Raw genomic sequence first — 20,772 nt, 5'->3', positions numbered from 1 at the left:
GCGTGCAGGATCGCGCGGAAGCAATCGAAAATTTACTCCGTCCGTTCACCCTGCGGTGTGGCAGTCCCGACAGCTTGGGATGTCGGTGTCTGGAGTCGGCGGAAGATGAGCGTGATGGCCTGGTTTCAGTCGCGGACGCAGCGAGGGCAGGTGGCTGTGCCGCATACTGGGCCGGTCGAGCAGGTGACGCACTCGCTCAGCAGCCGGATCGCCGGAGCTGCAGTCGCCATCGTCGCCATCGCGATTGCTTTCGTCGTCATTGCCGCCTCCCGCTACAACGAGACCAAGACGCGCGGCGATCTCGAGCAGAAGATGGCGGCGCTGACAGCGATGATCGCCCATGCCGCGCCGCCGATGATCCTGGCGCGCGACACCGTCACCCTGACCTACATCCTGGAATCGCTGAAGCGCGATCCAGATTTCGATGCGGGTTTCGTCGCTGACGATTTGGTCGCGCTCGCTTCGGCCGGCCGCAATGACGAAGCACGGTTGTCGTTCACTCCGAACAAGCTCGCCCGCCTGCTCGGGCGGGAGGCCTGGGACCTGCTCGGCGAGCAGGACACGCTGCGGCTCGAAGACAAGACCTATGTGACGCAGCTGCTCTCGGTGAAGGTTGGCGGTTTCAAGAAGCAGATCGGCTATGTCGCCTTGCGCTTCGACAAGACCCGGCTCGTCGCCCGCGCGGCCTGGGAGCAGTTCCTGACGATCGGGATCGGCATCGCCCTGCTCGTCGTGCTCGGGCCGCTGCTCTGGATCTCGCTGTCGCGGACGATGCGGCCGCTGAAGAGCATGACCCGCGCGATCGTCGGCATCTCCGACGGCAAGCTCGACACGCCGATCGACGCGGTCGGCCGGCAGGACGAGATCGGCGCCATCGCCAGGGCGCTCGGCGTGCTGAAGCTGCGCCTTGCCGAGCGGGCAAGCCTGCAGCAGCAGCAACTGACGACCGAGGCGGACCGTCATCGCCACCAGAAGCATGTCGAGGAGGCCATCGCGCTGTTCCGCGGCGAGGTCGGCGTCGCGCTCGAGGCCTTCAAGAGCAATGCCGATCGCATGGGCGAGGCCTCCGACGGTCTGGCGCGTGTCGCGGCCGAATCGTCGGAACGGGCCGCCCGCGCTGCCGAGAATTCACAAGGCGCCTCGGTGAATGTCGAGAACGCCGCCCAGGCGGCGGAGGAGATGGGGGCGGCGATCCGCGAGGTCGAGTTCCAGGTGCGCCGCGTCCGCACCGAGATCGTCGAAGCCGCCTCCGCCTCGCGCCATACTGCTGGATCGGTCCAGGCGCTGGACGAGACCGCCCGCGCGATCGGCGAGGTGGTGAATCTCATTCGTGACATCGCGGCGCAGACCAATCTGCTCGCGCTAAACGCCACAATCGAGGCGGCGCGCGCCGGCGAGGCAGGGCGAGGCTTTGCCGTCGTTGCGGCCGAGGTGAAGAGCCTGGCTTCGCAGACTGCCGACGCCACCGATCGGATCGTCAGCCAGGTCGGCGCCATCCAGGGCGCGACGAGCGAGGTCGTCGGCGCCATCCAGAACATCGCCACGCGCATGGGGGCGATCGAGAGCTTCGCCAATTCGGTCGCGACCTCGATCGAGCAGCAGGCGATCGCCACCGGCGAGATCGCCAGCGGCGTCGCCATGGCGAGCACCTCGGCGCTCTCGGTTTCCAGCGATCTCAGCGTGCTCGCCGACAGCGTCGAGGAGACCGGCCGTTCGGCCGAGCAGGTCCGCCATGCCGCCGGCGAGGTTTCGGCCCAGGCGATGCGGCTCGACTCGACGGTGGATCAGTTCCTCAAGCGCGTCGCGGCTTGAGCCCTGATCAAACAATGAAACGGGGCCCCGCAGGGCCCCGTTCGTATTTATCGATCGAAGGCGGGATCAGGCCTTGGCGCCGTCATAGAGCTCGGCGACGTACTCCCAGTTGACCATGCTCTCCAGGAAGGCCTTGAGATAGTCCGGGCGGCGATTGCGGTAGTCGATGTAGTAGGAGTGCTCCCAGACATCGACGCCGAGGATCGGCGTGCCGCCATGGACGAGCGGGCTCTCGCCGTTCGGGGTCTTGCTGACGGCGAGCTTGCCGCCCTTGACCTCGAGCCAGGCCCAGCCCGAGCCAAACTGGCCGACGCCGGCGGCGACGAAGTCTTCCTTGAACTTGTCGACCGAGCCGAAGGATTCGGTGATCGCCTTCTCCAGCGCGCCCGGCAGCTTGCCGCCGCCATTCGGCTTCATCCACTTCCAGAAATGGAGGTGGTTGTAGTGCTGGCCGGCATTGTTGAACACGGCGGGGTTCTTGCCGTAGGAGCCCTTGACGATCTCCTCGAGCGACTTGCCCTCGAATTCCGTGCCCTTGATCGCGTTGTTGCCGTTGTTGACGTAGGCGAGATGGTGCTTGTCGTGGTGGTACTCCAGCGTCTCCTTCGACATGTAGGGCTGGAGGGCGTCATGCGCATAGGGAAGATCGGGCAGGGTAAAGGACATGGGGCCTCTCCTTGGGCTGTCGAAATCGCGACGTGAGAATGGCTGCAACGACGCAACGCTTGGGCAATGATTGCCCGGCGGAACACCCCGCCATTCGCCTGTTAGTTAAGCCCCCCGGCCGGCAGCGGCAACCGCCGAAGCCCGAGAAATCCGGCACGCTCGCTCCATGTTTCCAGCGGGAGAGGGTTGGCGGGCCGTTTGGTTGGCAATACCGGACGGTATCGATAGGTTAACCGCCGAGGCGGCAAGCTGTCGCAGCTCGTCCCGCCCCAAAGGAGCAAGCGTTGGTCAGGCTTTTCGTGGTTCTCGGGTTCGCCCTGCTGGCGGGCGGCGCCTATGCCATCGTCGATGGCTGGCCATATCGTGTCCTAGAAAGTGGCTTCACTGAAGTCATCCTGGGAGGACTGTCGCTCGCCGCCGGCTTGATCCTGCTCGCGCTCGCGGCGGTGCTTGCCGAACTCCGCCGGCTCAAGGGGCTCGTCAGCGGCGCCATGGCGGCGGTCGCCTTGTCCGAACCGCGCTCCGGCGAGCGCCAAATGCCGAGCGAGGCGCCGGCGCGCCCTGAGCCCGCGTTCGACAAGGCGCCGGAGCCTACGGCAGGGCATGTCGGCATGGCGACCACGCTGGCCGCCGGTGCAGGCGCTGCCGTGGTGGCCGGGGCACTCGCTGGCCTGGCGAAGAGCGAGGACGCTCCGGACGCAAAGGCGACCGACAGGGCGAACGAAACTGGTAAGGCGGAGGAGGGCGACGATACTCGCTCCGACCGTGTCGAGACCGTCGCCGCAGAGCCGTCACAGGCACCGCCGGCTGCGACAGGCGACATCGATGACTGGCTGCTGCCTCCGGTTTCGCCCGTGCTCGACGTCGCCCCCGCGGATGTGCGCTCGGATGAGCCGGACGGTGAGGGCGAGGTTGCCATGGAGTCCGAGGACACCCGGGAAATACCCGAAGGCCCGGCGTCGGTGGACGCCGACGAGCCTGCAGATCCTGAAATCCCGGAAATCGCCAAGCCCGCTGCCATCGTTGCGGATGAGCCCGAGGCGAAACAGGCGCAGGAGGAGCGCGACGAGGCCGTAAAGCCGCACGTTGCGCCGGCGACGAGCGCCGAGGATCGGCTATGGTGGCCGCGCATCGAGCGCCCGACCCGGGAGGAGCCAGCCTCCATCGACGATGAGTTCAACGCGCTGCGCGACCAGCTCAGCGGTGTCGTCAACGCGCCGGAAGTCGAGCCGCCGCGGCGCGATCACGATGTCCTCGGTTCAGCGGAGAGCTGGATCGCGGCTCGGCCCTGGCCGCCGGTGACGCAGCCGCGCGATCCCGGCGCTCTGAGTGAGGTCGAGGCCGACGCCGCCGATAAGGCGCGGCCGGAGGAGGCTAAGGCCGAGCCCGCTCCTCTGGCGGACGAGCCTTCGCCGTCTGAGCCGGCCGCCGAGCCTGCTCTCGCAGCGGAAGACGCGTGGCCTGCCGAGAAGGCCGAGCCGTCAGCGGCCGAGGCCAAGTCGAACGAGGCGAAGTCGAACGAAGCCAAGTCGAACGACGCTGAGCCGGCCGAGGCCAAGCCGGACGACGAGCCCGCAGCCTCCGAAGAAGGCGTGATCGGCGCCTATCAGGTCGGCGAGACCCAGTTCACCATGTTCGCCGACGGCTCGATCCATGCCCGCACGCCGGACGGCGATTATGTCTTCGCCTCGATGGACGAGCTGAAGGCCTATCTCGCCAGTGAGAAGGACAAGCTCGAGACTAGCTCGAGCTGACCGGCTCACCCTCCGTATTCCAGCCTCCGCCTGCCGCCGTGATGGCGAAGGCGTAGGCGAGGGCGGTTTCCTTCAGTGAATCGAAACGCCCAGCGGCGCCGGCATGGCCGGCGTCCATATTGGTGTGCAGCATGATCGGGCCGCCGCCGGTCATGGTCGCGCGCAGGCGCGCCACCCATTTCGCCGGCTCCCAATAAGTCACGCGCGGATCGGCCAAGCCGCCCGTCGCCAGGATCGGCGGATAGGCCTGCGCCTTGACGTTGTCATAGGGCGAATAGCTCAGGATCGTCCGGAAAGCCGCCTCATCGCGGATCGGGTCGCCCCATTCCGGCCATTCCATCGGCGTCAGCGGCAGGCTTTCGTCGAGGATGGTGTTGAGCACGTCGACAAACGGCACCTCGGCGATGATCCCGGCGAACAGCTCCGGCGCCAGGTTGGCGACCGCGCCCATCAGCATGCCGCCGGCGCTGCCGCCCTCCGCGACGATGCGGCCGCGGCTGGTGAAGCCCTCGGCTGCGAGCATCTCGCCGGCGGCGATGAAGTCGGTGAAGCTGTTGGGCTTGTTCTGTCGCTTGCCGTCGAGATACCAGCCCCAGCCCTTGTCGGTGCCGCCGCGGATATGGGCGATGGCGTAGACGAAACCGCGGTCGACCAGGCTGAGGGGCCGCGTCCGGAACGAGGCCGACATCGCCGCGCCATAGGAGCCGTAGCCGTAGAGCAGGCAGGGCGCCGAACCGTCGAGCTTGAGATCGCGCCGGTGCAGCAGCGAGACCGGTATTCTGGCGCCATCCTTGGCCGTTGCGAAGATGCGGCGCACGACATAGGCCTCCGGGTCATGGCCGGAGGGCACCTCCTGACGCTTCACCAAGGTGCGTTTGCCGCTGGCGAGGTCGTAATCATAGGTTTCGGCCGGCCGGGCCATCGAGGCGTAGATGAAGCGCAAGGTGTCGGTGTCGAATTCGTAGCCGGCATCGACGCCGAGCCCATAGGCCTCCTCGTCGAAGGCAATGTTGCTCTCCGTTCCGCTCTCGATATCGCGGACGACGATACGCGGCAGACCCTCCTCGCGCTCCAGGCGGATCAGCCGGCCGGCGAGGCAGATATGGCTGAGGATCAGCCGGCCGCGCTTGTGCGGCACGAGATCGATCCAATTCGAGGGCGAAGGATCGCTGAGCGGGGCGCGCACGACCTTGAAGTCTTCGGCTCCGTCAGCATTGGTCAGGATCAACAATTCGTCGCCGTGATGCTCGACGCTATACTGGCGCCCGGCGAGCCGGGGCGCGATCAGCTTGGGCTTGCCGGCCTGGTCGGAAAGGTCGACCAGGCTCACCTCCGAGGTCTCGTGATCGCTGCTCGAGATCAGCAGGAAGCGGCGCGACTGGGTCTGGTCGATATCGGCGAACAGCCCGGGATCGGTCTCTTCATAGAGCAGTTCGTCCTCGCTCTGTGGCGTGCCGAGGCGGTGGCGCAGCACGCGCGTCGGGCGATGGTCGTCGTCGAGCGCGACATAGACGAAGGCGCTGGAATCGGCGGCCCAGATCATCTCGCCGGAGGTGTCGGCGATCGCGTCCGGCAGGTCCTTGCCGGTGGCGAGGTCGCGGATTCGGATCAGGAACAGCTCCGAGCCGGCCTCGTCGGCACTCCAGGCGAGCAGGCGATGGTCGGGGCTGTGCTCGGCATCGCCGAGATCGAAAAACTCCTTGCCCTCGGCGAGTGCGTCGCAGTCGAGCATGACCTGCTCGCGGCCGGCCTTGTCGCCTCGATCCGGCCGCGGCTTGCGGCAGATCAGCGGGTGCTCGCCGCCGCGCCGATAACGGCTGTAATAGAGGAACGGCCCGTCCGGCTGCGGCGGCTCGCTGTCATCCTCCTTGATCCGCCCGCGCATCTCCTCGATCAGGTCGCGCTGCAGCGCCTTCGTCGGCGCCATCAGCGTGTCGCACCAGGCATTTTCGGCTTCGATATGCGCTTTGATCTCGGTCGGCAGGAGATCCGGATCGCGCAGGACTTCGCGCCAGTTCTCGGCGCGAAGCCAAGCGTAATCATCGGTCAACTCGACGCCGTGGACAATACGGCTTTGCCGGCGGACAGCCGGAACCGGCGGCGAGGCGGCGCTGCGCGGGTTAGTCATGCTTGCTCTCCAGGCTGGGTTTGACCGCTTTCAACCATGCGATCGATATTAGGAGCGTTTCATCTTTGCCGATGAGACAGGTAGAGCCCGTCGTTGACACTGACAAGGACAACCTGTTGGCGCAAATGCTGCAGCGCAAAGCGCTCAGGTTACGATCTGCGCCCATAAAACCAGCAATAATATGTCTCGATGAATGTATTCGAATCCTTGCCAAGCCACTTGCGATATTGAAGCGCATGGCTTAGACGAGTGCCGACTGGTCCGTTTTGCATGATTCTATTCCGGTGGAAATTCGACCGTCCGCCGGCTGAGGTCTGGGAGGGCGCTCGCGCCTGGAAACAGAGCTGGGCGCAGTCAATGCTACGACCGGTCAAGATAACAATGGAGCAACGCCATCATGGCTGACCAAGACGGTTCCGATTTCATCGAGCTCACGGCAGATATCGTTTCCGCCTACGTGTCGAACAATTCTGTTCCGGCTTCCGACCTGCCCGCGCTGATCAGCGATGTTCACGCCGCTCTCAATCGCGTCGTCGGTGGTGTTGCGCCGGTTGTTCCGGTCGAAGCGCCCAAGCCTGCCGTCGCGGTGAAGAAGTCGATTACGGCCGATTATCTGATCTGCCTGGAGGACGGAAAGAAGTTCAAGTCGCTGAAGCGTCATCTGCGCACGCAGTACAACATGTCGCCTGAGCAGTACCGCGAGAAGTGGGGCCTGCCGCCCGACTATCCGATGGTCGCGCCGAACTATGCCGAGGCGCGCTCCCAGCTCGCCAAGAAGATGGGTCTCGGCCAGCAGCGCCGCAAGCGGCGTTGATCCGATCCTCGGCCCGACTGGATCATTGCTCATGAAGTAAAGCCGCCGGTTCGTCCGGCGGCTTTTTCTTTGAGCTTCTCATGCTCGTGAGGGCTGTCGAATGAGGAAGGTCGACGAGAGTCCGGAGGACGGCTCCGCCTGGAGCGTCTTCGCACGAATTGAATGCCGGTTTGCGTGAAGAAGGCTTGCTAAGGCAGAGGCTTAGAGCGCCTCCGCGACGGAGAGGCGCAAAGAGTGCTCCAGGATCGCCAATCCGGACCTTGATGGCCCTCTAGCCCAAAACTGTCAGGAGCCTGTCGGGATGGCCATCCGCGTGCTTGCCGTCGGATGATATAGGAATATATACCTTTATCTCGTTGCGATTGAAGTCGGGGAGGCGGTGCCCGTAATGGAACATATCAAGAACAAATTGATTGCCAAGCGGCTGGAAACCGTTCGCTGGGCAGCTCCGGCACGGCTGGTCGAGGTCGCCGTCTGCGGCGCGATGCGCCTGCCGGCGGGGGCGCTGCGCGCCGGGCGCGGGCCGCGCAGGGTCGCCTTCGCGCGGCAGCTTGCGATGTATCTGACCCATGTCGTTTTCGGGTTGACGCTGACCGAGGTCGGCGCCTGCTTCGAGCGCGACCGGACGACCGTGCGGCACGCCTGCGCCCTGGTCGAGGACCGGCGTGATCAACAGGCGTTCGATCTGTCCATCTCGGCGCTGGAGGCCGGCCTCGCGCATCTCGCTCTCGGTTTGCAACTCGGCTCCTATGCGGAGGTCGTACGATGAGCGCCCGCGACGATCTCTCCCTTTCGCCGTCTCGCCTGCTGCGACACCTGAGCGAGGCCGGTGCCTATGCCGTCGACTCGCCGCTGGGTTGCGGGCGGATCGCGCTCTATCGCCGCGGCGCCGGCGGAGCCACGCTTGGAGCCGGCTATGTCGCGGCCGCCGAGGCCGAAGCGCTCGTCGCGGCCGGTTTTGCCGCCTGGTCCGCGCATGGCGGGAAGAAGCGCCGCCTGCGTCTCGTCGATGCGCAGGCGGAAAGGTCGCGCGCGACGACGACGGTCATGGTCGCTGGCGAGGCGCAGCAGGTCGTGCTGGACGAGCGCGAGAGCCCGTTGCTCTGGCTTCATCGCCGCCCCGGCAAGGACGGGCAGCCGCAGATTTCTGCTGTCGAGTTCGCGGCCGGCGAGCGCTTCCGCGCTGATCTGACACTGGCGCAGATGTTGCCGCGCACGACGGTCAACTGGGATGCGGGCCTGGCTGCCGGCACCCATGCGCCGGCACACGGGCCGGCCGAAGCCTCCGATTCCAGCCTGGCGGCACGCCAGCGGATACGCCTTGCCTGCAAGCGCCTCGGCCCCGAATTATCAGGCTTGGCGATCGACGTCTGCGGCTTTCTCAAGGGCCTCGACCAGGTCGAACGCGAGCGCAAATGGCCGGCGCGTTCGGCCAAAGTCGTGCTCCGGCTGGCGTTGTCGGCGCTGGTCGAGCATTACGGCCTGAGTGGCAAGCCGGGGCGTTCGGGCAACCATGCCTGGCGTGCGCCCGATGCGCGCCCGTCGATGCCGGTTCCGCCGATCGGCAGGACCTAGAGCATTTTCGAACGAAGTGAACACCGGTTCGCGTGAAGAAAATGCGATAAAACAAGGAACTAGACCTTTTCCGCGATCCGAAGATTGCGGAATTGCTCTAGACCAGCGCTGCCCGGGCGTCGTTTTTGATCCGCTCCATCATCGCGCGCACGCCATTCGAGCGCTGCGGCGTCAGATGGGCGGCCAGACCGAGGCGCTCATAGATCGCAAAGGCGTCGGTCGCCAGGATCTCCTGTGCCGTGCGGCCGGAATGGATGGCGATGGCGAGCGCGACCAGCCCGCGCACGATGTGCGCGTCGCTGTCGCCGCGGAACGTAAGGCGCGTGGTTTCGCCGGGCCCGCCCTCGCTTTGGGTCTCGAGCCAGACCTGGCTGGCGCAGCCGCGCACCTTGTTGGCGTCGCTATGGGCCTCCTCGGGCAGGGGCGCGAGCGTGCGCCCGAGCTCGATCAGGTAGCGATAGCGATCGTCCCACTCGTCGAGCAGCTCGAAATTGGCGACGATCTCGTCGAGGCTCTCGCTCATGGACTCCGCAACCGGCCTCCGGCTCATTCGCCGTCAACGGAAGGCGGCGATGGCCAGCGTCTTCGGCCTCTCCTGCCGAGACGTCAAGCCTCAGCGCTGTCGCGGCTGTGCCTCGCTGCCGCGGGTCGCGGCGCTCGCCGCCAAGGCGAGGACCCGGGCGCGGGTCTCGGGCTCCAGCCCGGCCAGGACCTCCGCCGCCTCGCGCACGCTCGCCGCGCCCTGCAACGCTGCCTTCGGATCGATCTTGGCGAGGATCGCGATCGCCGCCTTGGCATCGACCAGTAGCGTATCGGGTTCGCTCTTCGTGCCGTGCACGGGCGAGTTCAGCGCGATCACGCCGACGATCGCCAGGCTGCGCAGAAGATAGGCCATCTGTCGTCCCCGTCCGGTTTCAGGCTCCCCAGCCCGCGGATGGGTGAACCTTAGCAAGCGGGTCGAAAGATCAGGTGTCGCCGACAGCATCGATTTGAATCAAAGACAGCACGTCGTCTTCAGCTTCCGTTCACCTTGCCGCCAACAACCGCTTGGTCTGGCGCAGCCTGCGGCGACATGCGCAATTTGTTGAAAAACAAGAGCTATTTCGACCGGTATGGAATTGCGTCCTGGTTTTGGCCACGGCCGCTTTAAGCCCCGCTTAAACGGCGGCCGCGAGGATCGCAGCAACAAGGCGAGGCGAAAGCGCCGAGGCCGGCAGAGGTGCGCGTTTGCGGTTTTCCAGTTTGATGACGGCGGTGAGGGCGCAGGTCGCGGCGATGGTCCATCCATCGGCGCTGGCCGATTCGCTCGAGCGCATGCGTCATGAGCGCTTCATGCTGAGCAGGCTCGTCGCGTCGATCGCGGCGCTCAGCCTGATGCCAGCCTACATCGCCTGGCGCGGCCGTATCGGCGCCCTTGAAATGGTCGTGCTGGTCGCGCTGGCGCTGCCGCTCGTGGCGGTTTTCCTGCTCTCGCGGACGGGGCGGCTCGACCTGGCGCATTTCTTGTCCGGCGCAGCTCTGACCTTGTTGATCACCACGCTCGCCTGCCTGACCGGTGGGGCGGCTTCGCCGCTGCTGCTCTGGCTCGCCGCGGTTCCGGCCGAAGCGATGTTCTTCGGCTCCCGACCCTATGTGGCACGCGCCAGTGCGCTTGCCGTGATTGGTCTCGGAACCGTCGTCGCTTTGCAGGGCGCGGGTGCGATCGCGGAGCCGGCGTCCTGGACTTGGCAGGCAATGCCCGTCTTCGCCGCCGTCGCGATCCTGCACGCAGCGCTGATCACGATCGGCTTCCTCTATCGTCGCGACGACGAGCTGCGCGAGCATCGCGCCTCCGATGCGCGGGCACAGCTGATGCTCGAACATGTCGGCGATCTCGTCACCTGGCACGACGCGGCCGGCTCCGTCGTCTTCGCCAACGAGGCTGCACGTGGACTGACCGGGGCGGAGCCGGCGCAGCTTTTCGGGCGTGGCCTCTTCGAGCGCGTTCACATCGCCGACAGGCCGCTCTTCCTCAAGGCTTTGAGCGATGCCGCGCATGGCAGTGGCCGGGCCGGCGCCTGTTTTCGTGTTCTCTTCGTCCCTGCCTGCGCCGATGGACAGGCCGCGGCGAGCCCGGTCGTGCGCTGGCTTGATCTCAGCGCCCGGCGCATCGAGCAATCCGGCGCGCCTGGTGGCGCGGCCGTGGTCTGCGTCAGCCGCGACGTTACCGACCGGCACGCCATCGACGAGAAGCGCGAGCGTGATCGCGCCGAGGCGCTCAAGGCCAGCGATGTCAAGGACCGGTTCCTGGCGACGGTCAGCCATGAGCTGCGCACGCCGCTCAACGCGATCATCGGCTTCTCGGAGATGCTGAGCGGCGAGCTCGGCGCCTCCTTCAGCGCGGCGCAGCGCGAGGAATATGCTCGGATCATCCACGATTCCGGACAGCATCTGCTCGACGTAGTCAACACGCTGCTCAACGTTTCCAAGATCGAGAGCGGCGCGATGACGATCGAGCAGGACGCGCTCGACATCGCGGAGGTCGCCGAGGACTGCTGCAACGTCGTCGCGCTCAAGGCCGGCAGCGGCAGCGTCGCGCTCGAACGCGTCGTCGGCCCGGACCTGCCGCAACTGCTCGGCGACCGGCGCGCCCTGAAGCAGGTCATGCTCAACCTGCTCTCGAATGCGATCAAGTTCACGCCGCCGGGCGGCCGCGTCACGCTGGCTCTGGTGCGCGATGGCGGCATGATCGACCTCTCGGTCTCCGATACCGGCATCGGCATTGCCGCCGCCGACCTGCCGCGGCTGGGCGACCCGTTCTTCCAGGCCAAGTCCTCATATGAGCGCGCCCATGACGGGACCGGGCTCGGCCTCTCGGTGGTGCGCGGCCTGGTCGGCCTGCATGGCGGCACGCTCACCATCGAGAGCGCGCCGGGCGTCGGCACCCGCGTCGGCGTCCGTTTGCCGATCGGCGGCGTCGTCGCAGCGAGCGAGCCGGCCCGTATCGCGACCTTTGCCCGCGCACCCCGCCGCGGCCTCGAAACCAAGCAACCCGTCCGCCTGACCGCCTGACCCCGAGAGTTCGAGACCCATGTCAGCCACGCTCGCCGCCCGTGCCCGTTCCGATGCGACGCTGTCGATGCCCGTCCGCCGCCCAGCCGGCCGACGCGCGGCGCCGTCCATGTCGGGGCGGCTGCTACGCTGGTTCGGCCGCCGGCCGGGCCGTGGCCTTCTCGTGCTCCTCTTCGCGGCGGTGTCGGTGTTGATCGTCCTGAACGCGGTGCTGTTCCAGAAAGGGCGCCACCCCGCCCCGATGCTGTCGCCACCGCAATCGGCGGCCCGGCCGGCCGAGCAGCGCCGGGTCGAAGCTCCGGCCGTTGCCGAGCCGGCCAGCCCGGCAGCGGCCCCGCAGGCGGTAATGCCGCCGGCACGCCCGGGCACCCTGGCGCCGGCCGCTCGTGACGCTGCGCCGCGCCCGCCGGCCCCCGTCGCGCCCGCGCCGCAGCGGCAGGCTCAGGCGGCGCCAGCCCCCGTGCGGCCCGCTCCGGCCGCCCCGCCGGCGGCGCGTGATCCGATCGCGGATCTGATCAACGGCGCCGACATCCGCCCGCCGGCGGATATCCGGGGACAACGGCGCTGACGGCCGTGTCGCGCAGGCCGCAGGAGCGCTGGCCTTGCCGCGCCTGACCAGCGATCTCTGGGTTTCGGCCTATTTGCGCCAGGCAGCCCATGATGGGCTCGTCGCGGTGCTGCGTCGGCGCGGCGCGCGCGAAGCCGGCGCGATCTTCGTCAAGCTCGACCGGCTCGACGGCACGGCCGCGCTCTATGGGCCGGCGCCGCAGACTCTCGCGGACGAGGCCGGCGAACGGCACTTTCAGCTGCTGCTCGACGCCGATCCGCTTGGCGTCGAGGACAGGGTCGAACGCGAACTCCGCTTCGATAGTGATCTCTGGCTGGTCGAGATCGAGAACCGCGCCGGCGATGCGCGCCTCGACATCGTCGAGAGCTAAATCTTACTCGCCACCGCCGAGTCGGCGCCGGACCTCCTGAACGATGCTGCGAGACGGCGTCCGCTCGGCGCCGGCGCGCGCAGGTGTTCCGCTCGGATCCATCGCCGGCTGCAGCGCTCCGGGCCTCGTGCTGCGTGGGGCGATCCCGCCGATCTGCTGAGCCAGCCGCCGCGCCACCGCCGGCTGCAGCGACCGCATCAGCTCGACCAGCGCGAAGATGCGCTCGACCGAGCGAGCCGCGTCGTCGCCGAGCCCGATCAGGAAGCGCGTGGCATCCTCCGGGCTCGCTCCGCAGCCGATCAGCGCCAACGCTGCGAGCTGGCGCGATGGATCGTTGGCCAGCATCGTCACGAAGCGCGCATCGCCACCAAAGGCCTCCGCGAGCACCGTGAAGGCGCGGCGCCTGTCAGAGAGCGCCGTCGCGATCAGGCCGGAGATCTGCTCGGCGGTGAGCGTCGCCATACGTGGCGAAGGCGCCAGCGCTTCACGCGCCGTCGCGGCATCGATCATGGCGAGGCGTTTTTCCAGGCTCGCCTGCAGGAAGAGCGGCGTCAGGTCGGATATCGGCAGATCGCCCCGTGCCAGCAGGCTCGCACCGAGAGCTGGCGTCGCGACCGCGCGCGGGAGCAGCAGATCGAGGGCCGCATGCGGCAGGTTCGCTGCGCCGTTCGCCACCAGCGCCGCATCGATCTCGGCGCTGTTCCAGCCGGCGAGCGCGATGCTGGCGTTGCCGGTGAGGTCGGGCCGGGCCGCCAGAGCGAGCCGTGCCTCGCCGTCTCCATCAGCCGCGATCTCCTCGATCTCGCTCGTGGTCAGTGGCATGCCGTGGCTGATCAATGCGGCCAGAACCTCGCCGCCGCGAGCGCGAAGGCTGGCGAGCACCTCGCGCGGCGCATACGGCCAGCTCGCGATCTTGCGGGCGATGATCGTTGCCGTCGGCTCGTCGATGACCGGGACCAAAGCCTCGGCCATGGCCCGGAAAGCCTCCATCTCCTCGGCCGACGGGCTGGGGGTCGCCAGCATGAGGTCGGTCTTCACCCGCAGGGCGACCTGGCGCAGGTCGAGCCCGCCATCGCTGGCCAGCCTGGCGAGCTCGGCGAGGTCTGTAGCGGTGCGGGACGGCATGGGCGATTCTCGTCGGGCGAATTTCACTTTCGCGAAACTTATCCGCGATGCGTTAGCACGGCGTTAACCATGATGGGCCTTGATGATCTTGAGGATGGCTGGCGCGACCTGAGCAAGCTGCCGTCCGGGCTTCCGTGTTGTTGCGAATTGGGCGCAGGCGCCAGCAAGGGAGGCGCATCATGGCAGACGTCATTCCTTTCGCGCCGCGCAGGCGCTTCGCCAGCCAGGCTCCTCTGGGCGAGGGGCCGTTCGGCCAAATCCTGTTCTTCACCGGCGTGCGCTACGAGCGCCAGCACGAGCCGGCCGCGAGCAAGCCACCGCGCCGGCCGCGCCCCGCTGGTCGCGGCGAGCGCGAGACACGGCGCAGGCGTCCAGGGTGAGAGCTGCCAGATCGCGATGATCCGGACCCGTCCAGAAACATCACGATCCGTTCTTTCAGAGTTCGAGTGGGATTCATGCGAAAAACCGGTTCCCACTGTTTCGCATCCCACTCGGTCGCGATCGCGGCGCTGTCCTGCCTTCTCCTCGCCGGCTGCTCGACCACCGGCGATCTCGGCCGGCCCCGTCCCAACATCTTCGCCGACCAGATCGCACCGATGATCGGCGAGTGGAGCGCCCGCTTTCGCGGCGAGGCCTCGTCCTGGTTCCATCTGACCGACGACGAGGAACGCCTGCGCGACCGCGCCTGGCGGCTCGTCCTGCCCGCGCATGAGCGCAGCGATTTCGACCGCGAGGTCTCCAAGCTCGCCCATGCCCGCATCCTGCCGGTCGAAGCCCAGTCGAACGATGTCTCCGCCTATCACCGCGCCCTGACCTCGGGGGCCTTTGCCTCTCAGGCCTCGCGCTACAACCGGCTGAGCGAGGACGCCAATGGCGACCGGCTGCTGCTCGGCCAGTTCCGCGCCAATGCCTTGCGGGTCATCAACGCCGACCGGGCGCGCCTGCGCACCCTCGACGCCTCGCAAGAGGTGCCGCCGGAGCAGCGCGATCCGGCCTGGCAGCGCGTCGTTGAGAATGAGGGGCTGATGCTCTGGGTCTGCGAGAGGGCCCGTTTCCGGCTGAAGAGCTATCGCTTTTCGCTCGACAATCTGATGGTCGAGATGCCCTCGCGCGAGGCGGTGCGGGCCGAGCGCGCGATCATGGCGCTGGAGAGCGAGCTCGGCCCCGCCTGCAATCTGCCGCTGATCGGCGTCTTCGGCGGCAAGGGCGAAGGCGCGCCGGCAGGGCGCGGCCCAGTGGTCTACAAGGGGTAGCCGGTCTCCTTCAAGCGCCTGCGCTTACTGCGGAAAAGGGTTCCATCGCCCAGCTGTAAGGTCTAGCCTGCCGATGATGAGCTGACGAACGGTGGAGTGACCCATGTCAGTCGCGCACGTCAGGTTCGCTGCCTCTGCGGCGACGGAGGCGCCCTCCGACCTTAACGTCGATCAGGGGCACCGTCATGAGGCCGGCATCGTCGCCTCGAGCGTCTATGCCCACGGCGTGCGCATTGCCGACATCCCGATCGAGGAAGCAGGCGAGTGGTCCCGCAAGGACGGCCATGTCGTCTGGATCGGGCTGCTCGAGCCCGAGCCGGCCTTGCTGAAATGCGTGCAGGAGCAGTTCAACCTGCATCCCCTGGCGGTCGAGGACGCGACCAACGCCCACCAGCGGCCCAAGCTCGAACAATATGGCGACGCTCTCTTCGTCGTTGCCCGCACCGCGCAGATGATCGACAAGCGCATCGCCTTCGGTGAGACCCACATCTTCGTCGGGCACGGCTACATCGTCAGCGTCCGTCATGGCGCTTCGACCTCGTATACCTCGGTCCGGCAGCATTGGGAGACCTGCCCGACCTCGCTGGCCAAGGGCGAGGACTTCATCCTCTATGCGATCCTCGATTTCATCGTCGACAACTACATGCCGGTGCTCGAGGCGATCCATGACGAGGTCGAGGAGATCGAGGACAAGGTTCTGGCCAAGCCGATGGCGCGCTCCGACATTGAGCGGCTCTACATGCTCAGGCGCGACCTCTTGCGCCTGCGCAATGCAGTCGGACCGCTGGTCGAGGTCTGCCAGCGCCTGACCAATGGCAGCGTGCCTCAGGTCCGCCCGACGCTGGCTGCGATGTTCCGCGACGTGACCGACCATATCCGCACCGTGCAGGAGAAGATCGACAGCTTGCGCGAGGTGCTCGCCTTCGCCTTCGAGGCGAGCCTGCTCGTCGGCCAGAGCCAGGAGAATGCCATCACCAAGCGGCTCGCCTCCTGGGCGGCCATCCTCGCCGTGCCGACCGCGGTCGCCGGCATCTACGGCATGAATTTCGAGAACATGCCGGAGCTCAAGACGTATTATGGCTACTACGTCGTCCTGGCCTTCATCATCAGCGCCTGCCTGACGCTGTTCTGGCGCTTCAAGCGCAATGGCTGGCTCTAGAGCATGATCGAGCGACAGTGGACATCGGTTCGCACGAAGGAATGCGATAAAACAAAGATCTGGTTCAGTCCGCCAGTCCGCAGGCGACGCCGGTCGCCATCGCCTCCGCCTCGCTGCGGTCGAAGGCGCGGCGGACAACAACCCTGGCGACGACCAGCCCCTGCAGCGACGGCGAGACCACGCGCAACTCCCGCGACGTCTCGCCCTCTTCGTCGTTCGCCAGCCGCTCGTCGAGCTGTTCCTGCGTCATCACCACGAATTCGAGCACGCCGCGGATCGCCGCGCGGTCGGTGATCGCATAGGCGACGCCGCCGCCGCGCCGGTGGACGGTGAGGCCGAGCGGCAAGGAGCCGGTGCGGGCCACCACGCGCAGCGGCCCGGCCGCAAGGTCGTAGCTGCAGACCGCCGCGACGCTGTTGGGGGCGCCATCGAGGATGGCGGGCAGGCCCGCCGGCGGCGGCGTCACCAGTTCGGCATGGCCGCTCGCCCCCAGCGCGGCGTAGACGGTGGCGGCGTCTTGCGTGGCCAGCATTGGGATGCGCAGCACAGTGACGATGTGGACGATGCCTGCGAGCAGCAATCCTGCCAGGGTCAGCAAGGCGAGCCGCAGCAGGCCGTTCCCCAATCGCGACAGAAAGCGGCGCAGGAAGCCTCGCGCATCCGAGGCGCGTTGTCCCATGGCCACCATCGGCCGGGTGTCTTCGGTCGCGCTCACCGGCAGTCGATCCTGGCGATACGGGGCAGCGCATCCGGCCTGAGCTCGCCGGCATGGCTCGATATCGGCGTGTCGTAGAGGCGCAGGCGCAACTGGAAGCGCCCCCCGGCGGGCAGAGGCAGCCAGTTGCCGGATTCGGGCGTCGCCGCCAGGACGATGCGCATGCCGCCGCGCTCGCCGCGGACGATCTCGGTATCGGTGAAGCTCTCGCGCGCGATCGGCAACTGCAGGGAACGCCCTCGGGGATCGGAGACGCCTAGTGACCAGCCGCGCGCCTGCGGCGTCACGCCGGTGACGAGATAGCGGCAGCGCGCATCGAGCGCCTGTCCGGCGTCGTCCTCTTTGGCGATCAGCTCCAGCCCTTCGCCGGCGCCGAGCGGCAGGTGCACGCCGCGCGCCAGATAGGCCCGCATATAGGGGTCGATGTCGCGCGCGCCGCTGTTCGGCCAGCTCGTCCAGGCGCCGACTTGGACACGGCCGAACCAGGGCCGCTCCGCCACCGCGTAGCGGGCGGAGGCCAGGCCTAGGCCGGCGCCGAGCGCTATCACATAAGCCAGCGGGAGGACGCGCATGGGGGGATCTCGGTTCGCATCGGCCGGGGGCTCAGCGAATGACGCCGCGGCCGGCGGGAACATCCCGGATGCCGGCCTGTACGGAAGCCCGGGCTGTCCGCGGCACCTCGACCGCCTTGAACATCGCGCCGACCGCGGAGAGCACCTCGAAGGATTTGCGCGGCATATGCCCGGCATTGGCGCCGGCCGCGCCCGAGGGCTCCGCCGCCTTCGCCACTACCGCCTTGGCGTCTCCCGGCTGCGGTGCCACGCCCGGGATCGGTTTGATCTCGATGCCCTGATGGGCGAAGGCCATGATCTCCTTCCAGGTCATCGCCGGCAGCGAGCCGCCGGTCATGTTGTTGGTCTCGGAGGAATCGTCGTTGCCGAACCAGACGGCGCCGACGAGGTTGCCGGTATAGCCGACATACCAGGCGTCCTTGTAGCCATTGGTCGTGCCTGTCTTGCCGGCGCTGACGACGCCGTCGAGCGCAGCGCGCCGGCCGGTGCCGGCGGTCGGCACGGTCGAGAGCATCTGGTTCATCTCGAAGGCGACCTGCGTGCTCAGCACCTGGCTCGGCGCAGGCTCGTCGCGGTCGTGGCGATAGATCTCCTCGCCGAGCGAATTGCGGATGTCGAAGGCGGCATAGGGCTTGGCCCGCTTGCCGCCGTTGGCGAACACGGCATAGCCGGCGGCCTGCTCGATGACTGTGACCTCGGCTGCGCCGATCGGCAGCGAGACGGTGTCGGTCAGTGGCGTGGTCATGCCCATCGCCCGGCAGGTCTCGACGATCTTCATCCGGCCGATACGGGCGGCGCGGGCCTCGTGCGTCTCACCGGTCGCCCTGCCGATCGCGATCGACATCTGCACCGGGATCGTGTTGATCGACTTCGCCAGCGCCACCGTCAGCGGCATAGAGCCGGCATAGGAGCGTCCGTAATTGTTCGGGCACCAGTTGCCGATGCAGACCGGTCGGTCGGTGACGATCGTTGTGGGCTTGTAGAGCCCGGCGCTCATCGCCGCCGCGTAGACGTAAGGCTTGAAGGACGAGCCGGGCTGGCGCAGGCTCGCCGTGGCGCGGTTGAACTGGCTCGCGCCGTAGTCGCGCCCGCCGACGATGGCGCGCACCGCCCCGTCCGGGTCCATGATCACCGCCGCCGCCTGCCGGGCGCGATAGGCCGGGCCGTGCTGGCGCAGGATCGACTCGACCGCCTCGTCGGCGCGCTTCTGGATCGCCGGATCGTGCGGAGTCTTGACCGTCAGCACCCGTTCGGGCCCGAGCTTGCCGTCCTCGGCGAGCTTGCGGACCTCGTCGAAGGCCCAGTCGAGATAGTAGTCCGGGCTGGAATCGCGCCGGCGGTCGATCGGTGTTGCCGGATTGCGCCGGGCGGAATCGACCTGGCCGGCGGTCATGAAGCCGGCATCGACCATGGCGCCGAGTACGTCGTTGGCGCGCGCTCGCGCCGCCGGCAGGTTGACATGCGGGGCGAACTTGGTCGGCGCCTTGAACAGGCCGGCGAGCATCGCCGCCTCCGCCAGCGTCACGTTCTTCACCGACTTGCCGAAATAGTATTCGGCCGCCGCCGCGACGCCGAAGGTGCCGCCGCCCATATAGGCGCGGTCGAGATAGAGCTTGAGGATCTCGTTCTTGGTCAGCCGGTATTCCAGCCAGAGCGAGAGGAAGGCTTCCTTGATCTTACGGTCGAGCGAGCGCTCATTGCTGAGGAAGAGGTTCTTCGCCAATTGCTGGGTGATCGAGGAGCCGCCCTGAACCACGCCCGAGGCGCGGGCGTTGACGGTGAGCGCCCGGAAGGTACCGATCACGTCGATGCCGAAATGGTCGTAGAAGCGCCGGTCCTCGGTCGCCAGAACGGCCTTGAGCAGGTGGTCGGGGAATTCCTCGAGCTTCAGCGAATCGTCATGGCGGGCGCCGCGATGGCCGATCTCGGAGCCGTAGCGGTCGAGGAAGGTGACGGCGAAGACCTGGTTCTTCAGCGCCTCTTCGCGTCCTTCATGGAAGGCGGGGATCGCAAGCATCAGCATCACGATCGCGCCGGCGATGCCGACATTGAGACCCTCGCTGGCGAACTCGGCAGCGAGGCGCTTCGGGCCGCTGACGGTCAGACGGTCGGTGATGCTGCGGATGCGTTCATAGATCTCGCCGGCGCGGTGGCCGGCAGCATAGAGCGAGGCGTCGATCCACGAGTCGGCGCTCAGCGCGAGGCGCTTGAGACGGGTCGTCCAGCTCGCTTTCCGGAACTCGATCACGGTCGTGCGGCATCCTGAGCCTGCCGCGGGGGCGCGTCCGCGGTGTCTTGGACCGGCCGACGAAGGCCAAGCCCGATCTCAGAAGGTAAGGGCTCCAGGCTTGTAACGGAAGTATGCGAAGGCGGGGTTGCCCGACAAAAAAGGCGGTGTTGCCGACGGGTCAGCTTTTGGTCGCCAGCACCGCGAAACGGGTCGAGGAGGCCAGCCGGAGTGCGTCGTGTAGCGCCGCGCTGCGCTGCTGCGCCCTGACCACCTGTGCATAGTCGGCCGCCTCGACGCGCGCGAAGCCGGCCTGGCGCAGCATCGTGCCCAGCCGCTCGAAGCTCAGCCCGTCGCGAAAGAAGAAGCGCTTGGTGATCGAATCGAAGGCGGCGCGATCGGCTGCGTGCGGAGCAGCGCCGGCGCGCTCGCGCAGGAAGGTCGCGGCGCGGTTGATGAGGCCCTGCAGCCATGAGCGGTTGATCCAGTCGCCGTCGATGACGAGCAGTCTGCCGCCGGGCTTCAGCACCCGGAACCATTCGGCGAAGGCCGCTTCCGGATCGGTCAATGTCCAGACCAGATGGCGCGTCACCAGCGCATCATAGGTCCCGTCGTCGTCGAGCAGCCGCTCGGCGTCGCCGGCCAGGATGCGGGCCTGGTCGCCATGCTTGGCGCGGGCGCGGGCCAGCATCTCCTCGGAGAAGTCGATCGCCGTGACCTTGTGGCCGAGTGAGAGCAGCGCGCGGGTGATCTCGCCGGTGCCGCAGGCGAGGTCGAGCACCTCGCATGGCTCGGCGCCGAAGGACTGCCGAAACAGCGACTGGAAGGCCGCGAGCTCGGCAGCCGACTTGATGGCGTGGCCGACTTGGCTGTCGAAGCTGGCGGCCCGAGCGGACCAATAGGTCCGGATCTCCTCCTTGAGGGAGTAGTTGGCGCCAGGTTCCGAAAGACCGTTGGAGATGCTGCTGTCTGACATCGGCGTT

The 20,772-nt window shown here is 67.3% G+C and carries 20 protein-coding genes; 11 read left to right on the top strand and 9 right to left on the bottom strand.

The features are described 5' to 3' along the window. The first annotated feature begins 114 nt into the window (after positions 1-114). A complete protein-coding gene (locus tag ACFPOB_RS05440) occupies positions 115-1,812 on the top strand; it encodes a methyl-accepting chemotaxis protein (protein WP_377796523.1) in 1,698 nt (565 codons plus the stop codon). 66 nt (positions 1,813-1,878) lie between these two features. On the opposite strand, the gene ACFPOB_RS05435 is transcribed toward ACFPOB_RS05440, so the two are convergent. After that, positions 1,879-2,478: a superoxide dismutase gene (locus ACFPOB_RS05435; RefSeq protein WP_092155524.1), complete on the bottom strand. Its 600-nt coding sequence runs from the start codon at positions 2,476-2,478 to the stop codon at positions 1,879-1,881. A gap of 284 nt (positions 2,479-2,762) precedes the next feature. Here ACFPOB_RS05435 and ACFPOB_RS05430 point away from each other — a divergent pair, with 284 nt between their 5' ends. After that, positions 2,763-4,232: a hypothetical protein gene (locus ACFPOB_RS05430; RefSeq protein WP_377796521.1), complete on the top strand. Its 1,470-nt coding sequence runs from the start codon at positions 2,763-2,765 to the stop codon at positions 4,230-4,232. On the opposite strand, the gene ACFPOB_RS05425 is transcribed toward ACFPOB_RS05430, so the two are convergent. Further along, a complete protein-coding gene (locus tag ACFPOB_RS05425; protein WP_377796519.1) occupies positions 4,219-6,360 on the bottom strand; it encodes a S9 family peptidase in 2,142 nt (713 codons plus the stop codon). The two genes, ACFPOB_RS05430 and ACFPOB_RS05425, sit on opposite strands and share 14 nt — an antisense overlap. 397 nt (positions 6,361-6,757) lie before the next feature. On the opposite strand from ACFPOB_RS05425, the gene ACFPOB_RS05420 reads away from it, so the two are divergent. From ACFPOB_RS05420 to ACFPOB_RS05410, 3 genes are all read left to right on the top strand, one after another. Further along, the gene (locus tag ACFPOB_RS05420; protein WP_092155521.1) at positions 6,758-7,174 is read left to right on the top strand and encodes a Ros/MucR family transcriptional regulator; all 417 of its coding nucleotides are present in this window, start codon (positions 6,758-6,760) and stop codon (positions 7,172-7,174) included. Between the two features lie 388 nt (positions 7,175-7,562). Then, complete coding sequence (locus ACFPOB_RS05415) at positions 7,563-7,943, top strand: helix-turn-helix domain-containing protein (protein WP_377796517.1); 381 nt, start codon at positions 7,563-7,565, stop codon at positions 7,941-7,943. Next, complete coding sequence (locus ACFPOB_RS05410) at positions 7,940-8,749, top strand: DUF6456 domain-containing protein (RefSeq protein ID WP_377796515.1); 810 nt, start codon at positions 7,940-7,942, stop codon at positions 8,747-8,749. Before ACFPOB_RS05415 ends, ACFPOB_RS05410 begins: the two co-directional genes overlap by 4 nt. A 97-nt stretch (positions 8,750-8,846) precedes the next feature. Here the strand turns inward: ACFPOB_RS05410 and ACFPOB_RS05405 are convergent, their stop codons facing one another. Continuing rightward, complete coding sequence (locus ACFPOB_RS05405) at positions 8,847-9,272, bottom strand: SufE family protein (protein ID WP_377796514.1); 426 nt, start codon at positions 9,270-9,272, stop codon at positions 8,847-8,849. A gap of 90 nt (positions 9,273-9,362) precedes the next feature. Next, positions 9,363-9,644, bottom strand: coding sequence for a hypothetical protein (locus tag ACFPOB_RS05400; RefSeq protein WP_377796513.1), 282 nt, complete (start codon positions 9,642-9,644; stop codon positions 9,363-9,365). Between the two features lie 350 nt (positions 9,645-9,994). Here ACFPOB_RS05400 and ACFPOB_RS05395 point away from each other — a divergent pair, with 350 nt between their 5' ends. The 3 genes from ACFPOB_RS05395 to ACFPOB_RS05385 are packed head-to-tail and all read left to right on the top strand — an operon-like array spanning position 9,995 to position 12,738. Beyond that, positions 9,995-11,800, top strand: coding sequence for a sensor histidine kinase (locus ACFPOB_RS05395; protein ID WP_377796512.1), 1,806 nt, complete (start codon positions 9,995-9,997; stop codon positions 11,798-11,800). A gap of 19 nt (positions 11,801-11,819) precedes the next feature. After that, positions 11,820-12,368 carry a hypothetical protein gene (locus ACFPOB_RS05390; RefSeq protein WP_377796510.1) on the top strand — a complete coding sequence of 183 codons (549 nt, stop codon included), beginning with the start codon at positions 11,820-11,822 and terminating at the stop codon, positions 12,366-12,368. A gap of 34 nt (positions 12,369-12,402) precedes the next feature. Continuing rightward, complete coding sequence (locus ACFPOB_RS05385; RefSeq protein ID WP_377796508.1) at positions 12,403-12,738, top strand: DUF1491 family protein; 336 nt, start codon at positions 12,403-12,405, stop codon at positions 12,736-12,738. A 3-nt stretch (positions 12,739-12,741) separates the two neighbouring features. Here ACFPOB_RS05385 and ACFPOB_RS05380 read toward each other — a convergent pair whose 3' ends face one another. Further along, positions 12,742-13,863, bottom strand: coding sequence for a DUF2336 domain-containing protein (locus ACFPOB_RS05380; protein ID WP_377796506.1), 1,122 nt, complete (start codon positions 13,861-13,863; stop codon positions 12,742-12,744). A 179-nt stretch (positions 13,864-14,042) separates the two neighbouring features. Between ACFPOB_RS05380 and ACFPOB_RS05375 the strand changes: the two genes are divergently transcribed. From ACFPOB_RS05375 to corA, 3 genes are all read left to right on the top strand, one after another. Then, positions 14,043-14,243, top strand: a complete 201-nt coding sequence (locus ACFPOB_RS05375; RefSeq protein WP_377796504.1) for a hypothetical protein — start codon at positions 14,043-14,045, stop codon at positions 14,241-14,243. Positions 14,244-14,318: 75 nt separating this feature from the next. Then, a complete protein-coding gene (locus ACFPOB_RS05370; RefSeq protein ID WP_377796502.1) occupies positions 14,319-15,116 on the top strand; it encodes a hypothetical protein in 798 nt (265 codons plus the stop codon). A gap of 103 nt (positions 15,117-15,219) precedes the next feature. Beyond that, positions 15,220-16,275 carry a magnesium/cobalt transporter CorA gene (gene corA / locus ACFPOB_RS05365; protein ID WP_377796501.1) on the top strand — a complete coding sequence of 352 codons (1,056 nt, stop codon included), beginning with the start codon at positions 15,220-15,222 and terminating at the stop codon, positions 16,273-16,275. A gap of 64 nt (positions 16,276-16,339) precedes the next feature. Here corA and ACFPOB_RS05360 read toward each other — a convergent pair whose 3' ends face one another. From ACFPOB_RS05360 to ACFPOB_RS05345, 4 genes are all read right to left on the bottom strand, one after another. Further along, positions 16,340-16,990 (bottom strand): hypothetical protein, encoded by a 651-nt coding sequence (locus ACFPOB_RS05360; RefSeq protein WP_377796500.1) that lies wholly within the window; start codon positions 16,988-16,990, stop codon positions 16,340-16,342. Further along, positions 16,987-17,562, bottom strand: a complete 576-nt coding sequence (locus ACFPOB_RS05355; RefSeq protein WP_377796499.1) for a DUF1214 domain-containing protein — start codon at positions 17,560-17,562, stop codon at positions 16,987-16,989. Before ACFPOB_RS05355 ends, ACFPOB_RS05360 begins: the two co-directional genes overlap by 4 nt. Positions 17,563-17,593: 31 nt before the next feature. After that, a complete protein-coding gene (locus ACFPOB_RS05350) occupies positions 17,594-19,810 on the bottom strand; it encodes a transglycosylase domain-containing protein (RefSeq protein ID WP_377796497.1) in 2,217 nt (738 codons plus the stop codon). A 160-nt stretch (positions 19,811-19,970) separates the two neighbouring features. Further along, positions 19,971-20,765 carry a class I SAM-dependent methyltransferase gene (locus tag ACFPOB_RS05345; protein WP_377796495.1) on the bottom strand — a complete coding sequence of 265 codons (795 nt, stop codon included), beginning with the start codon at positions 20,763-20,765 and terminating at the stop codon, positions 19,971-19,973. Between the last annotated feature and the right edge of the window lie 7 nt (positions 20,766-20,772).

This window comes from Allobosea eneae (assembly GCF_042657265.1).
Classification (GTDB): domain Bacteria; phylum Pseudomonadota; class Alphaproteobacteria; order Rhizobiales; family Beijerinckiaceae; genus Allobosea; species Allobosea eneae.
This window is presented reverse-complemented; position numbering and strand designations above follow the sequence as displayed.

Bases quoted from the DNA above. Each gene is read 5' to 3' on its own strand.
- ACFPOB_RS05405 (WP_377796514.1), bottom strand. From the start codon at position 9,272: ATGAGCGAGAGCCTCGACGAGATCGTCGCCAATTTCGAGCTGCTCGAC.
- ACFPOB_RS05370 (WP_377796502.1), top strand. From the start codon at position 14,319: ATGCGAAAAACCGGTTCCCACTGTTTCGCATCCCACTCGGTCGCGATC.
- ACFPOB_RS05420 (WP_092155521.1), top strand. From the start codon at position 6,758: ATGGCTGACCAAGACGGTTCCGATTTCATCGAGCTCACGGCAGATATC.
- ACFPOB_RS05395 (WP_377796512.1), top strand. From the start codon at position 9,995: ATGACGGCGGTGAGGGCGCAGGTCGCGGCGATGGTCCATCCATCGGCG.
- ACFPOB_RS05425 (WP_377796519.1), bottom strand. From the start codon at position 6,360: ATGACTAACCCGCGCAGCGCCGCCTCGCCGCCGGTTCCGGCTGTCCGC.
- ACFPOB_RS05390 (WP_377796510.1), top strand. From the start codon at position 11,820: ATGTCAGCCACGCTCGCCGCCCGTGCCCGTTCCGATGCGACGCTGTCG.
- ACFPOB_RS05375 (WP_377796504.1), top strand. From the start codon at position 14,043: ATGGCAGACGTCATTCCTTTCGCGCCGCGCAGGCGCTTCGCCAGCCAG.
- ACFPOB_RS05380 (WP_377796506.1), bottom strand. From the start codon at position 13,863: ATGCCGTCCCGCACCGCTACAGACCTCGCCGAGCTCGCCAGGCTGGCC.
- ACFPOB_RS05355 (WP_377796499.1), bottom strand. From the start codon at position 17,562: ATGCGCGTCCTCCCGCTGGCTTATGTGATAGCGCTCGGCGCCGGCCTA.
- ACFPOB_RS05400 (WP_377796513.1), bottom strand. From the start codon at position 9,644: ATGGCCTATCTTCTGCGCAGCCTGGCGATCGTCGGCGTGATCGCGCTG.
- ACFPOB_RS05345 (WP_377796495.1), bottom strand. From the start codon at position 20,765: ATGTCAGACAGCAGCATCTCCAACGGTCTTTCGGAACCTGGCGCCAAC.
- ACFPOB_RS05415 (WP_377796517.1), top strand. From the start codon at position 7,563: ATGGAACATATCAAGAACAAATTGATTGCCAAGCGGCTGGAAACCGTT.
- ACFPOB_RS05435 (WP_092155524.1), bottom strand. From the start codon at position 2,478: ATGTCCTTTACCCTGCCCGATCTTCCCTATGCGCATGACGCCCTCCAG.
- ACFPOB_RS05440 (WP_377796523.1), top strand. From the start codon at position 115: ATGGCCTGGTTTCAGTCGCGGACGCAGCGAGGGCAGGTGGCTGTGCCG.
- corA (WP_377796501.1), top strand. From the start codon at position 15,220: ATGTCAGTCGCGCACGTCAGGTTCGCTGCCTCTGCGGCGACGGAGGCG.
- ACFPOB_RS05410 (WP_377796515.1), top strand. From the start codon at position 7,940: ATGAGCGCCCGCGACGATCTCTCCCTTTCGCCGTCTCGCCTGCTGCGA.